General features: G+C 61.6%; 9 protein-coding genes, 1 tRNA gene and 2 rRNA genes (1 of these 12 running past the window's edge). 9 read left to right on the plus strand and 3 right to left on the minus strand.

Annotated elements, in window-relative coordinates; translation table 11 throughout:
• The 3 genes from CK910_RS06485 to CK910_RS06495 all read left to right on the plus strand — a co-directional run.
• Positions 1–2,070 (plus strand): 23S ribosomal RNA (locus tag CK910_RS06485) (it extends 820 nt beyond the left edge of the window).
• A 124-nt stretch (positions 2,071–2,194) separates the two neighbouring features.
• Positions 2,195–2,309 (plus strand): 5S ribosomal RNA (gene rrf, locus CK910_RS06490).
• Between the two features lie 97 nt (positions 2,310–2,406).
• Positions 2,407–2,483, plus strand: a tRNA-Asp gene (locus CK910_RS06495).
• A gap of 166 nt (positions 2,484–2,649) precedes the next feature.
• Here the strand turns inward: CK910_RS06495 and CK910_RS06500 are convergent.
• Positions 2,650–2,982, minus strand: a complete 333-nt coding sequence (locus tag CK910_RS06500) for a cupin domain-containing protein (protein ID WP_043142538.1) — start codon at positions 2,980–2,982, stop codon at positions 2,650–2,652.
• 227 nt (positions 2,983–3,209) lie between these two features.
• Between CK910_RS06500 and CK910_RS06505 the strand changes: the two genes are divergently transcribed.
• The 5 genes from CK910_RS06505 (at position 3,210) to CK910_RS06525 (ending at position 8,457) form a co-directional block, all read left to right on the plus strand.
• Positions 3,210–4,568, plus strand: a complete 1,359-nt coding sequence (locus tag CK910_RS06505; protein ID WP_172955254.1) for an NCS2 family permease — start codon at positions 3,210–3,212, stop codon at positions 4,566–4,568.
• A gap of 231 nt (positions 4,569–4,799) precedes the next feature.
• Positions 4,800–5,870, plus strand: a complete 1,071-nt coding sequence (gene dhaK, locus CK910_RS06510) for a dihydroxyacetone kinase subunit DhaK (RefSeq protein WP_098981667.1) — start codon at positions 4,800–4,802, stop codon at positions 5,868–5,870.
• 15 nt (positions 5,871–5,885) lie between these two features.
• The gene (gene dhaL / locus CK910_RS06515) at positions 5,886–6,515 is read left to right on the plus strand and encodes a dihydroxyacetone kinase subunit DhaL (RefSeq protein ID WP_098981669.1); all 630 of its coding nucleotides are present in this window, start codon (positions 5,886–5,888) and stop codon (positions 6,513–6,515) included.
• A 1-nt stretch (position 6,516) separates the two neighbouring features.
• Positions 6,517–7,233 (plus strand): dihydroxyacetone kinase phosphoryl donor subunit DhaM, encoded by a 717-nt coding sequence (dhaM, locus tag CK910_RS06520; protein WP_098981672.1) that lies wholly within the window; start codon positions 6,517–6,519, stop codon positions 7,231–7,233.
• A 141-nt stretch (positions 7,234–7,374) separates the two neighbouring features.
• A complete protein-coding gene (locus CK910_RS06525; protein WP_043141519.1) occupies positions 7,375–8,457 on the plus strand; it encodes a glycerol dehydrogenase in 1,083 nt (360 codons plus the stop codon).
• Between the two features lie 104 nt (positions 8,458–8,561).
• Here the strand turns inward: CK910_RS06525 and dhaR are convergent, their stop codons facing one another.
• Together dhaR and CK910_RS06535 are read right to left on the minus strand one after the other, a co-directional pair.
• On the minus strand, positions 8,562–10,472 hold the full coding sequence (gene dhaR, locus CK910_RS06530) for a dihydroxyacetone kinase operon transcriptional regulator DhaR (protein WP_098985009.1): 1,911 nt from the start codon (positions 10,470–10,472) through the stop codon (positions 8,562–8,564).
• Between the two features lie 54 nt (positions 10,473–10,526).
• A complete protein-coding gene (locus CK910_RS06535; RefSeq protein ID WP_098981674.1) occupies positions 10,527–11,438 on the minus strand; it encodes a LysR family transcriptional regulator in 912 nt (303 codons plus the stop codon).
• Between the two features lie 162 nt (positions 11,439–11,600).
• Here CK910_RS06535 and CK910_RS06540 point away from each other — a divergent pair, with 162 nt between their 5' ends.
• Positions 11,601–12,734 (plus strand): agmatine deiminase family protein, encoded by a 1,134-nt coding sequence (locus tag CK910_RS06540; protein ID WP_098981677.1) that lies wholly within the window; start codon positions 11,601–11,603, stop codon positions 12,732–12,734.
• The last annotated feature ends 300 nt before the right edge of the window (positions 12,735–13,034 follow it).

The raw sequence follows: 13,034 nt of genomic DNA on the forward strand, positions 1-13,034 counted from the left end.
TAGCGCCTCGGACGAATACTACTGGGGGTAGAGCACTGTTTGGACTAGGGGGTCATCCCGACTTACCAACTCCATGCAAACTCCGAATACCAGTAAGTAATATCCGGGAGACACACGGCGGGTGCTAACGTCCGTCGTGAAGAGGGAAACAACCCAGACCGCCGGCTAAGGTCCCAAAGTTCTGGTTAAGTGGGAAACGATGTGGGAAGGCTCAGACAGCTAGGATGTTGGCTTAGAAGCAGCCATCATTTAAAGAAAGCGTAATAGCTCACTAGTCGAGTCGGCCTGCGCGGAAGATGTAACGGGGCTCAAACCAGGCACCGAAGCCGCGGATTCACACTTATGTGTGAGTGGTAGGGGAGCGTTCTGTAAGTCTGCGAAGGTGTATCGAGAGGTATGCTGGAGATATCAGAAGTGCGAATGCTGACGTAAGTAACGATAAAGGGGGTGAAAAGCCTCCTCGCCGGAAGACCAAGGGTTCCTGTCCAACGTTAATCGGGGCAGGGTGAGTCGACCCCTAAGGTGAGGCCGAAAGGCGTAATCGATGGGAAGCAGGTTAATATTCCTGCACGACTTGTAATTGCGATGGGGGGACGGAGAAGGCTAGGTGGGCCAGGCGACGGTTGTCCTGGTGAAAGTGCGTAGGTGGTGTTTCTAGGCAAATCCGGAGACACAACACTGAGACACGAGACGAAGCCACTACGGTGGTGAAGCCATTGATGCCCTGCTTCCAGGAAAAGCCTCTAAGCTTCAGATTACAAGTCATCGTACCCCAAACCGACACAGGTGGTCGGGTAGAGAATACCAAGGCGCTTGAGAGAACTCGGGTGAAGGAACTAGGCAAAATAGAACCGTAACTTCGGGAGAAGGTTCGCTCTTGACAGTGAAGTCCCTCGCGGATGGAGCAGTTGGGAGTCGCAGTGACCAGATGGCTGGGACTGTTTATCAAAAACACAGCACTCTGCAAACACGAAAGTGGACGTATAGGGTGTGACACCTGCCCGGTGCCGGAAGGTTAATTGATGGGGTTAGCGCAAGCGAAGCTCTTGATCGAAGCCCCGGTAAACGGCGGCCGTAACTATAACGGTCCTAAGGTAGCGAAATTCCTTGTCGGGTAAGTTCCGACCTGCACGAATGGTGTAACCATGGCCATGCTGTCTCCACCCGAGACTCAGTGAAATCGAATTCGCCGTGAAGATGCGGTGTACCCGCGGCTAGACGGAAAGACCCCGTGAACCTTTACTACAGCTTGGCACTGAACATTGAACCTACATGTGTAGGATAGGTGGGAGGCTTTGAAGGCGTGACGCCAGTTGCGCTGGAGCCGTCCTTGAAATACCACCCTTGTATGTTTGATGTTCTAACGCAGGTCCCTGAATCGGGATCGCGGACAGTGCCTGGTGGGTAGTTTGACTGGGGCGGTCTCCTCCCAAAGAGTAACGGAGGAGCACGAAGGTTGGCTAATCCTGGTCGGACATCAGGAGGTTAGTGCAATGGCATAAGCCAGCTTAACTGCGAGACGGACAGGTCGAGCAGGTACGAAAGTAGGTCATAGTGATCCGGTGGTTCTGAATGGAAGGGCCATCGCTCAACGGATAAAAGGTACTCCGGGGATAACAGGCTGATACCGCCCAAGAGTTCATATCGACGGCGGTGTTTGGCACCTCGATGTCGGCTCATCACATCCTGGGGCTGAAGTCGGTCCCAAGGGTATGGCTGTTCGCCATTTAAAGTGGTACGCGAGCTGGGTTCAGAACGTCGTGAGACAGTTCGGTCCCTATCTGCCGTGGGCGTTGGATGATTGAAGGGAGTTGCTCCTAGTACGAGAGGACCGGAGTGAACGAACCTCTGGTGTTCGGGTTGTCACGCCAGTGGCACTGCCCGGTAGCTAAGTTCGGAATCGATAACCGCTGAAAGCATCTAAGCGGGAAGCGAGCCCTGAGATGAGTCATCCCTGACCCCTTGAGGGTCCTAAAGGGCCGTTGGAGACCACAACGTTGATAGGTGGGGTGTGTAAGCGCGGCGACGTGTTGAGCTAACCCATACTAATTACCCGTGAGGCTTAACCATACAACACCCAAGAAGTGTTCTGAGACTTGTAGCAAGTGCGAGACTACTTACCTAATTCAGTGATAGCGACCAGGCAATAGCCAATCAGTCGTTACTCACGTCAGCTTTCTAGATTAAGATTTTGCCTGGCGGCCATAGCGCCGTGGAACCACCTGATCCCATGCCGAACTCAGAAGTGAAACGCGGTAGCGCCGATGGTAGTGTGGCATTCGCCATGCGAGAGTAGGACACTGCCAGGCACCCAATTAAACAGCGCCGTGCACATCACGACGTTGGCCGAGAGGATGACACCTCGTTGAGACGGCAGACAATTTAGCAAAAAGCTAACCAGACAGCGGAGCGGTAGTTCAGTCGGTTAGAATACCGGCCTGTCACGCCGGGGGTCGCGGGTTCGAGTCCCGTCCGCTCCGCCAGTAAATTGAAAGGCCTTCCCGATCGGGAAGGCCTTTTTGCTTTCTGATACCTCAAGTTCATCTGCTCAACTGCTCAACTGCTCAACTGCTCAACTGCTCCCCTTTTCCCTTTGCCGTATCAATTCGACTTCATTCAAGGGCCCTTGCCGTCCCTTTCTTATCCACCTCAGTAGAACACGCAGAGCCAGACTGTGGTCATGTCGGGGTGAGTCCACTCCACCCTGTGTTTCTGACGGGCGGGAATATTGATGTGATCGCCCGGGCCCAGCTGTACCGATTGTTGCTCCTGGGTCTGCGGATCGATGAACAGCAGGCTGGCCTCTCCCTGCACGACCAGGACCCACTCATGTTCATCCTGATCGTACCATTCTCCCGGTGCCGTCTGATGGCCGTGGGAGAGAATGCGCTCGATCCGCAGGTGGTTGGTGCTGACCAGATCCTGAAAGAGTTCGGTAGGCAGTGGCGAGGGAATATCGTTCAGCAGATTGCGCGTGTGCATGGGTCATCTCCCGTCTGGCAGTGCGAATGGTTCTCTGCAGTATAGAGGCCTGCCTCGTGGACGAAGGTGGGAACAGCAGCAAGCGGGCATGCAGATTTGTGCCCGAACGAGAACGATTACTGCCATTTTGATGAAAAAGTCAGGGAATTCGCTGCAATTTCGACAAATTCTTGCTATTTTGCGCGCCACAAAAGCAAACGATTTCCTTCACACTTTCAGGATTAGTTATGGCAAAGCAAGATATGGCCGCCCAATCAGGGAACGGCGGCTTTTTGGACTCTTATTTTTCCATTTCTGCGCGCGGCAGTAGTGTGCGCCAGGAGCTGTTGGCCGGGCTGACCACCTTCCTGGCCATGGTCTACAGCATCATAGTGGTGCCGAACATGCTGGGTGCCGCCGGCTTCGAGCAGGGGCCCGTCTTCGTGGCGACCTGCTTGATCGCCGCCTTCGGTTCCCTGCTGATGGGACTCTGGGCCAAGCTGCCCATGGCCATTGGTTGCGCCATCTCCCTCACCGCCTTCACCGCCTTCAGCCTGGTGCTGGGGCAAGGCCTGAGCATCCCGGTGGCCCTCGGCGCCATCTTCCTGATGGGGGTGCTGTTCACCCTGATCAGCGTGACCGGCGTGCGCCAGTGGATCCTGGACAACCTGCCCTCTGGCATCGCCCACGGCACCGGCATAGGTATCGGCCTGTTCCTGCTGCTGATCGCCACCAACGGCGTCGGCATGGTGATCAAGAACGAAGGGGCGGGTCTGCCGGTTCAGCTCGGTGAGGTGACCTCCTTCCCGGTCGTCATGACGGTACTGGGTCTGGCCGCCATCTTCGGCCTGGAACGTCGCAAGGTGCCGGGCGGCATACTGATGGTGATCATCGCCATCTCCATCCTCGGCCTCATCTTCGATCCGAACGTGGCCTGGCATGGCTTCTTCGCCATGCCGAGCCTGACTGGCGAGAAGGGCTCTCTGGTTGGCAGCATGGATCTGTTTGGTGCCCTCAACCCCGTGGTCATTCCGACCGTACTGGCGCTGGTGATGACAGCCGTGTTCGACGCCACCGGTACAATCCGTGCCGTAGCGGGTCAGGCGGGTCTCATCAATGAGCGTGGTCACATCATCAGCGGCGGCAAGGCCCTGACTGCCGACTCCGTCAGCAGCATGGTGGCTGGCGTCGTGGGTGGGGCTCCGGCCGCCGTCTACATTGAATCTGCCGCAGGTACCGCAGCCGGTGGCAAGACGGGTCTGACCGCAGCCCTGGTCGGCCTGCTGTTCCTGCTGATGATCTTCCTCTCGCCGCTCAGCTATCTGGTGCCGGCTTACGCCACAGCACCGGCGCTGATGTACGTCGGTCTGCTGATGCTGGGCAACGTCACCAAGCTGGACTTCAGCGACTCTGTCGATGCGTTGGCTGGCATGCTGTGCGCCGTCTTCATCGTACTCACCTGCAACATAGTGACCGGCATCATGCTGGGCTTCGTGGCGCTGGTCGTGGGTCGTCTGTTTGCCGCCGAGTGGAAGAAACTCAACGTCGGTACCGTCATCATTGCCGTGGCACTGGTGGTCTTCTATGCCGGTGGCTGGGCCATCTAAGGCTGCCGGTTGGCGTGAAGGGCTCCTGCGGGGGCCCTTTTTCATGGTTGTGAGGCCGCCTGCAGTTTCCCTCCCGTTTGTCTCTCGCTGTTTCAGATTGAAACGCCAATGGCCTTTCTCCTGTTTCAAATCCGAACCGAACCGGCCGTCATTTTTATCCCGATTTATCCCGTTAGACTGGCTTCATCAACCATTTGCCCACCCGTGCGGTGGCAAGCCAAGGAGTGAGCCATGAAGAAACTGATCAATGCCGTCGATGCCGTGGTCCGTGAACAACTGATGGGGATGGCAGCCGCCCACCCCGAGCTCAAGGTACGTATCGAACCCCACTACATCACCCGCGCCGACTCTCCCGTGATGGGCAAGGTGGCGCTGGTCTCCGGTGGTGGCAGCGGCCACGAGCCGATGCACGGTGGTCTGGTGGGCAAGGGGATGCTGGATGGCGCCTGCCCCGGTGAAATTTTTACCTCGCCGACCCCGGATCAGATGTACGAGTGCGGTCAGGCGGTCGATGGTGGCGCTGGCGTGCTGTTCCTGGTGAAGAACTACACGGGTGACGTGCTCAACTTCGAAACCGCGGTCGAGCTGCTGCACGGTGACGGGGTCAAGGTCGGCTTCTCGCTGATCGATGACGACGTGGCGGTGAAAGACAGCCTCTACACCGCCGGCCGCCGCGGTGTCGCCACGACTGTGCTGTGCGAGAAGCTGGTCGGTGCCGCCGCCGAGGCGGGCTACGACCTGGCCCGCTGCGAGGCGCTGGCCCGTCGCATCAACAATCAGAGCCGTACCATAGGCGTCGCCATGCACGCCTGTACCGTGCCTGCCGCCGGCAAGCCCTCCTTCACCCTGGCGGACAACGAGATGGAGTTCGGGGTGGGCATCCACGGCGAACCCGGCATAGCGCGCCGCCCCTTCACCGACCTCGACACCCTGGTGGGCGACATGTTCAGCGAGCTGGCGGACAACACCCCCTATGGCCGCACTCTGCGCCACTGGGACAGAGCCTCCGGCAGCTGGCAGGAAGAGCACACCTTCATCGAGGCGCTCAACCGGGGCGATCGTGTCATAGCCCTGGTCAACAGCCTGGGTGGCACCCCGATTTCAGAACTGTATGGCGTCTATGGTCGTCTCGCGGCCCTGTGCGAAGAGGCCGGCATCCATCTGGTGCGCAACCTGATAGGCCCCTACTGCACCGCCCTCGACATGACCGGCATCTCCATTACCTTGCTCAAGGTGGATGACGAGTTGATGAGCCTGTGGGATGCCCCCGTTCACACCCCCGCCCTGCGTCGCGGTTGCTAAGGAGCCCTCATTCTCATGCTAAGCAAACATCAAATCGTCAACTGGCTGCTGGATTGCGAACACATCTTCACCGAGCAGCGTGACTACCTCACGGCACTGGATACCGACATCGGCGATGGCGACCACGGTCTCAACATGCAGCGCGGCTTTACCAAGGTGGCGGAGAAGCTGCCCGCGGTGGCAGACAAGGATATAGGCCAGGTGCTGAAAACCACCGGCATGACGCTGCTCTCCTCGGTCGGCGGCGCCAGCGGCCCGCTCTACGGCACCTTCTTCATTCGGGCGGCGGCCAGCACGGATGCCTGCCAGAGCCTGACCCTGAGCCAGCTTGGCAAGATGCTGGCCGATGGTGTCGAGGGAATCGTCTCTCGCGGCCGCGCCGAGCCGGGCGACAAGACAATGTGCGACGCCTGGTGGCCCGCGCTGGCCGCCCTGCAACAGGCGCAGCAGCAGGAGTTGCCGCTGGCCGAGGCACTGGACAAGGCGGTGGCTGCCGCGGCGGCCGGCACCGAGGCCACCATACAGATGCAGGCCCGCAAGGGGCGCGCCAGCTATCTGGGCGAGCGCAGCATAGGCCATCAGGATGCCGGAGCCACTTCGACCCTGCTGCTGCTGACCGCCCTGCGTGACAGAGCGAGGTTGTGACATGATAGGTATCGTAGTTGTCTCTCACAGCGCCATGCTGGCGGCCGGCTTGAAAGCGCTGGCCGACCAGCTGGGCAGCCCGGCACGGCTGTTGCTGGCGGCCGGGGTCGATGATCCCGACCACCCCATAGGCACAGATGCCATCGCCGTGATGAGTGCGATCGAAGAAGCAGACGACGGCAGCGGCGTGCTGGTGCTGATGGACTTGGGCAGCGCCCTCTTGAGCGCCGAGACCGCCCTCGAGCTGTTGCCCCCAGATCTGAGTTCTCGGGTGCGGCTCTGTCCTGCCCCGCTGGTCGAGGGCACCCTGGCAGCCGTGGTGGCGGCAGGTTCAGGTATGAGCCTCGATGACGTGGCCGCAGAGGCGCTCGGCGCCCTGGGGCCCAAGCAGGCCATGCTGCCTGGCAGCGCTGCGCAGGTCGCCACTGAGACGGCACCGGCAGCCGACGAGGGCTGGCTGCGCTGCGAGGTGGTGGTCGACAACCCCCACGGCCTGCATGTGCGCCCCGCCGCTCGTTTGGTGGCGGCCCTCAAGCCCTTTGCTGCTGAACTCAAGCTGCAAAAGGGGGATAAAGAGGCTAATCCCCGCAGTCTGACCCGGCTCACCATGCTCAACGTGCGCCAGGGAGACAGACTCACCCTGCTGGCACAGGGAGAAGATGCCGAGGCCGCCCTGACCTGCTTCCAGCAACTGGCAGACGAGCGTTTCGGCGACTGATCGCCAACCCGTTTCAAGGCGCAGCGCCGGCTCTGTGTGCCAGTGCTGCGCCACTCAAGACGAAGGACTCCCCGGCATAGCCGCCCCTTCGCCCCTGTTAGTTTCAAAAGAAGTCTTATGAACTAGAGAGAGGGATAGAATATGGACCGCATCATCATCAGCCCCAGCAAATACGTGCAAGGCAACGGGGCCCTCGCCAACATAGGCAACTACGTCAAGGCGCTCGGCGCCAAACCGCTCATCCTGGCCGATGCCTTCGTTACCAAGCTGGTTGGTGACACGGTTGCCACCAGCTTCCACGGCGTGGGCATCAAGCCCGAGTTCGATTGCTTCAACGGCGAGTGTTCACGCCCCGAGATCGACCGCCTGCTGGCCCGCTGCAACCAGACGCCGTTCGACGTCATCATCGGCATAGGTGGCGGCAAGACGCTCGATACCGCCAAGTCGGTCGCCTTCTACCAGAAGGTGCCTGTGGTCATAGTGCCGACCATAGCCTCCACCGATGCGCCAACCAGTGCGCTGGCGGTCATCTATACCCCGGAAGGACAGTTCAGCGAATACCTGATGATCCCGACCAACCCCAACATGGTCATCATGGATACCGGCGTCGTCTCCCGCGCCCCGGTGCGGCTCTTGGTCTCCGGCATGGGGGATGCGCTCTCCACCTATTTCGAGGCGCGTGCCAACAAGGTTTCCGGCTGCAAGACCATGGCCGGTGGTGCCTCTACCCTGGCGGCCCAGGCCATCGCCGAGCTCTGTTACAAGACACTGCTGGCCGACGGTTACAAGGCCAAGCTGGCGGTGGAGCAGGGGCTCTGCACCAAGGCGGTGGAGAACATCATAGAGGCCAACACCTATCTGAGCGGTATCGGCTTCGAGAGCAGCGGGCTGGCCGCCGCCCACGCCATCCACAACGGCCTGACCCAGCTGGCTGAGTGTCACCACCTCTACCACGGTGAGAAGGTGGCGTTCGGTACCCTGGTGCAGCTGGTGCTGGAGAATGCGCCCATGGCGGAGATCGAAACCGTGCTGGCCTTCTGCCGCTCGATCGGCCTGCCGACCAACCTGCATATGATGGGGGTCAAGGAGCTGGACATGGCGCGCCTGCTGGAGGTGGCCAAAGCCTCCACCGCCGAAGGGGAGACCATCCACAACATGCCGTTCAAGGTCACCGCCGAGGATGTGCTGGCGGCCATAGTCACCGCCCACCAGCTGGGGCTGTAACCGCGTCGCTCATTACCTTGCCATATAAAAACGGCCCCGCAACTGCGGGGCCTTGTTGTTTTATGCCTGACCGGTTTCATCGGGCAACAACAGGATCCCAGTCGTCAGGAGCCGTGGTAGTCCGCGGGATCGATACCGATAAGCTTGAGCCGCCGCCAGAGGGTGGTGCGGCTGATGCCCAGATGCTGGGCCATCTGGCTGACCTGCCCCTTGCAGGCGTGGGCGCAGCGCAAAATGGCCTGGCGCTCCAGCTCGGCCAGGGTGAGCAGCGGCTGCCCCACCACCTCGTCTTCCACCAGCCGATAGCCGTGCCGAATGGCGGCGGGCAGCGCCTCCGGCGGGATCTGCTCACGACTCGAGTGGAGCAGGGCATATTCAACCGCGCTGCGCAGCTCCCCCAGATTGCCGGGCCAGGAGTAGGCGAGCAGGCAGTCGAGGGCTGCCGGACTGAACTGGCGCACCGGCTCGCGCCCCTGCGCCCCTAGCTGCTGGCTGATGAGGGCCGGCAAGTCGGCGCCGCGCTCCCGCAGTCCCGGCAGCCAGAGCTCGCACGCCTGCAGGGCGTAGAGCAGCTGACGGCCGAACTGTCCCGCCTGCACCCTCTGCTCCAGCGCCGCGCTGCTGGTCGCTATGATCCGCACCTTGAGCGGCAGTATGCGGGCCGAGTCGAAGCGCTGGATGCGGCCTGTCTTGAGCAGTTGCAGCAGCGCCGCCTGCATGGGGGCACAGAGACACTCCACCTGCTCCAGCACGAGCGTGCCGCCATGGGCCAGCTCAAACTTGCCGGCCCGTTCCTGCCCCGCCTCGTCGGAACCCATCAGCTCCAGCGCCATCCGCTCGCTCGGCAGCGCCTGACAGTTGAGGGTGATGAGCGGCCCGGCGGCCTGCTCGCTGCCGAAGTGAATCGCCTCCGCCAGCTGGGCCTTGCCCACCTCTTCCTCCCCGCGCAGCAGCATGGGGCCCTGGCTCCGTGCCGCCTGGCGGGCGTAGCGCAGCAGCTTGCGCATGGCGCTCGATTCGCCCACCAGGGCGGAGAGTTCGGGCACCGCCTGGCGCAGCTGGTTGATGGCCCTGAGCCTGTCCAGCGGGTGCAGCAGGGCGATAAAGCTGACCCCCTCCGGCCCCGGCAGTGGCTTGAGGCTTATCAGCGCATTGATGAACTCCCCGGTCTGCACCCCGATCCGCTCCAGCGTCACCTCCACATGGCTCAGTGGCGTCTGCCCCTTGATGGCGAGCTGCAACCGCTGTGGCAACAACAGGTGCTGCTCCAGCGGCTGGCCGAGGCAGAGCGCGGGATCGAGCCGCAACCGACTGGCCGCCAGCCCGTTGAGGTAGCGCAGCCTGCCCTGCGGGTCCCAGGCCAGCACGCCGTCATCCATGCCGTCCAGCAGTGCGTAGAGCTCGCTCAGATGGTGCTGGGACTCCTGCATCAGGGTCTCCATCTGCAGCAGATGGGCCAGCTCGCGACCGGCGCTGACGGTGAGCGCCAGATCCCCGGCACTCGCCTCTTCCACCTTGCAGATCAGCGCCATGATGGCGACCTGACGGCCATTGCTGTTGTAGACCGGGCTGGCGCAGCAGTGCCAGGGGTGCAGGGTGCGGTTGAAGTGCTGGGGGCCGCTGACGCAGAGTGGCATCCCCTCCAGCGCCGCCAGATTGATGGCATTGGTGCCGATGCGACCCTCGCTGAAGAAGGCGCCGAGCCCGAAGCCCAGCGCCTCCAGTTCTGCCAGCGTCTCGCGATGGCCGGTGCGGGCCAGCAGGCAGCCGCTCTCGTCGGTGAGCAGCAGAACGCAGGGGCGCCCCTCCATGAACTCGTAGAGATCCTCCAGCGCCATCTCGCCAGTGGTGAGCAGATCCCGTTTGCGCTGGCGCAGGCTCTGCAGGGTTTGCCCCTTGGCGCTGTGGGGCGGGTGCCAAAGGGTCGGGCTGGTCTGGTGGGCGCAGCGCAGCCAGGAGGCCTGCAGATAATCGGGCCAGGGCTGGAGCGGCTGGAGGTCAGATGGCGTGGTCACAGCTATGTCCGGCAAAAGAAGAAGCCGTCATTTAACCACGCTCCCCCCGCAGATTCAGTGACCTGCCTCAGAGGGTGGCAATGCCATGCCGTCGAGGTCGGTCGCGGCGCGGGCAAACTGTTGCTCCAGCCAGCAGCAGAAGGCGCGGCACTCCGGAATGGTCTCGCTCTCCTGATGGACCAGCCAGCTCCACTGTGGCCCCTTGACCGTGCGGGAGGAGAGCGGCAGCAGCAAGCCCTGTTGTCGTGCGGGAGCCGACAGCAGCGCGCTCGCCAGCGCCACGCCGAGCCCGGCGCCGGCCGCGTCCAGCAGCAGGCCGGGATCGGAGAAGTTGAGCCCCCGGGTCTGCAACTGCAGATCCTCCCCGCCTTTGAGCGTCCAGTGGTGCCAATCCATTTCCCGCTCTCCATGGAGACTGGTGCGCTCCGCAGGGGGTTGGGCCAGCACGGCCAAAGTGGCGAGGGGGAGCAGAGCGTCCTCCAGCAGTACCCTGTGGTGGCACTCGGCTTGGGGGGCGAGATCCCAGCGCAGGGCGATATCTATGGTCTGCTCGGTCATGACGGGTACCTCGTCGCTGGTAAACAGCCAGAGATCGATATCGGGATGCAGGCGGTGAAAGTCGGCCAGCCGGGGCAGCAGCCAGTGGCGGGCTATGGCTGTGCTGGTATTGAGCACCAGCTGGTTCGGTTTGCGGTACTGCTCCAGCCGCTGGATCCCCACCGCCAGTTGCAACAGCACGCTCTGGGTTGTCTCCAGCAGGTCCTGCCCCGCATCGGTGAGGGCGACCGAGCGCCCCTGCCGATGAAACAGCGGCTGGCCGAGCAGCTCCTCCAGCGAGCGGATCTGCTGGCTGATGGCCGACTGGGTGAGGTGCAGTTCCTGTGCCGCCTGATGAAAGCTGCCGAGTCTGGCCGCCGCCTCGAAGCCCCGCAGCACATTGAGTGGAGGCCAGTGTTTGAACATCATTGATTAGCTCCGCTTATCACTTATACCGAAAATCGATCGTTTGTCCGCCATCATCGCGGCGGCTAGTCTATTACTCAGCGTGATCTGATTAACAGCGCTTGTCATTCATATCCTACTTTTGTCATCAATCCGGAGTCGTTCCGCCTCCGAAGGAGCCATCCCATGTCATCCCGACGCCATGTATTGAAACAGCTGGCCGCCATCGGCGCCCTGGCCGGGCTGGGCAGCCTGCCACGGGCACAGGCTGCCAATGTGGCTACCCCTATTGGCTCCCAGGTCACTGCGGTTGGCCGTTACCAGATGCCGGACGAGGCCGCGCCTCAGACTCGGGTCTGGGTTGCCTTTGGCGCGAGCGCCGATATCTGGGGTCGCAATTACAAGGAGGTGCAGGCCACCATAGGCCGGCTGGTGCAGGCCATGGTGCCTTATACCCAGGTGAACGTGCTCTGCCGCGAAGCCGAACAGGCGCTGGCCCGCAAACTTTGTGGTGAGCAGAACACCCGCTTTATCGTCACCGAGCTGGACGACATCTGGCTGCGGGATACCGGCGGCGTCTTCGTCCAGAACGAGGAGGGGGAGCTGGGGCTGGTGGACTTCAACTTCAACGGCTGGGGTGATAAGCAGGAGCACGAACAGGATGCGGGTGTGGCCGAGCTGGTCAGCAAGCAGGCGGATGTCCACTATCTGCAAAGCAAGCTGACAGGTGAAGGCGGGGGCATAGAGGTGGATGGCAATGGCACCGCCATTCTGACCGAGAGTTGCTGGCTCAACAGCAACCGCAATCCGGGGGTGAGCAAGGCGCAACTGGAGGCGGAGCTGAAAGCCAATCTGGGGCTGCGCAAAATCATCTGGTTGCCGGGGATCAAGGGCCGTGACATCACCGATGCCCACGTCGACTTCTACGCCCGCTTTGTGCGTCCCGGCGTGGTGGTGGTCAATCTGGATAACGACCCGCAGTCCCACGACTACGAGGTGACCCGCCGGCACCTGGCCATCCTCAAACAGGCCACCGACGCCGATGGCAACAAGCTGGAGCTGCATGTGCTGCCGCCACCACTCGACGGGCGGGACAACCGCTTCAGCCGCAGCCGCGACTTTGCCGCCGGTTACATCAACTATCTGCCGATCAATGGCGCCGTGATCGCCCCCGAGTTTGGCGACAAGGCGGCCGATAGTTACTGCCACGAGCTGCTGGCCCGCCTCTACCCGGGTCGCGAAATCGTGCAGATCAACATTGACCCTGTGGCCGCCGGTGGCGGTGGCATTCACTGCATCACCCTCCACCAACCTGCCTGACCCTCCCCTACCGACCGATAACCCGGTGCGTTGCGACGCCCCGGGTTATTTCTTCCAGCTCCCCTATTCCATTCCCCCTGACTCACCGCCAGACACTTGGCCAGCTACGCCAGATAAGACGTTGCCCCGCTCACACTCCTGACCTGTTCACAACACCAAGGTCGGGTGGCGCTTTCCATTGCCGCTCTAGAAGTGTACTTTTGCCCGATGGCCAAAAATAGAGCCAAAGGAAGACGTCTGGCGAATGCGTTCAGCACCAGAGATTGGTCGGCAATGTTGTGATTTAAAATGAATTTTTCG

It is taken from the genome of Aeromonas sp. CA23 (assembly GCF_002587065.1).
Classification (GTDB): Bacteria; Pseudomonadota; Gammaproteobacteria; order Enterobacterales; family Aeromonadaceae; genus Aeromonas; species Aeromonas bestiarum.